This window comes from Clostridium sp. CMCC3677 (assembly GCF_023845585.1).
In the GTDB taxonomy this organism is placed as follows: Bacteria; Bacillota; Clostridia; order Clostridiales; family Clostridiaceae; genus Clostridium; species Clostridium aquiflavi.
On sequence record NZ_JAMQHS010000036.1, the window covers coordinates 1 to 510 of the forward strand.

Sequence of the window (510 nt, forward strand, 5' to 3'; positions counted from 1 at the left end):
AATGTTTATTTATTACTATTAAGTTTTTTATTTCCTTTTCGATTATATATTTATAAATTACTTTGTATTAAGGGAGATTCTTATGGAAATAAATAATAATTTAAACTACAAAAATATAATTAATTCTGATTTTTATAAAAATGATTTGTCTGCTTCAAATAATAAAAGTACTGTTAATACTACTACTGATTCAATTGAAATTAATGAAACTGATTTTAATGTTATTAATACTAAAAAAGCTTATGATGCTTTTAAAGAGACTAATCAAGGGGAATTTGGTGATAATTCCTTTTTATATGCTATAATAAAAGATGCGATGAAAAATGATGGCATAGATGTACCAGATTTTACCCCCAATAATACAACTGCTTTTCTTCCATTCATAGATAAAATGAAAGAATATGCTAAAAATTTAATGACTGATCCAAATTTTCATCAAATAGGAGGAATGCCTCTTACAGATGAATTTTTAGATTTTTGTGATTTATTTAAAGAAAAGCTTATTCAATA

1 protein-coding gene is annotated in these 510 nt (G+C 22.9%); it reads left to right on the forward strand.

Annotated features, from left to right (window positions below):
• Positions 1-82 precede the first annotated feature (82 nt).
• Positions 83-510: hypothetical protein (locus tag NG901_RS16610; protein WP_252217045.1), on the forward strand; the 428-nt coding region annotated here is incomplete at its 3' end.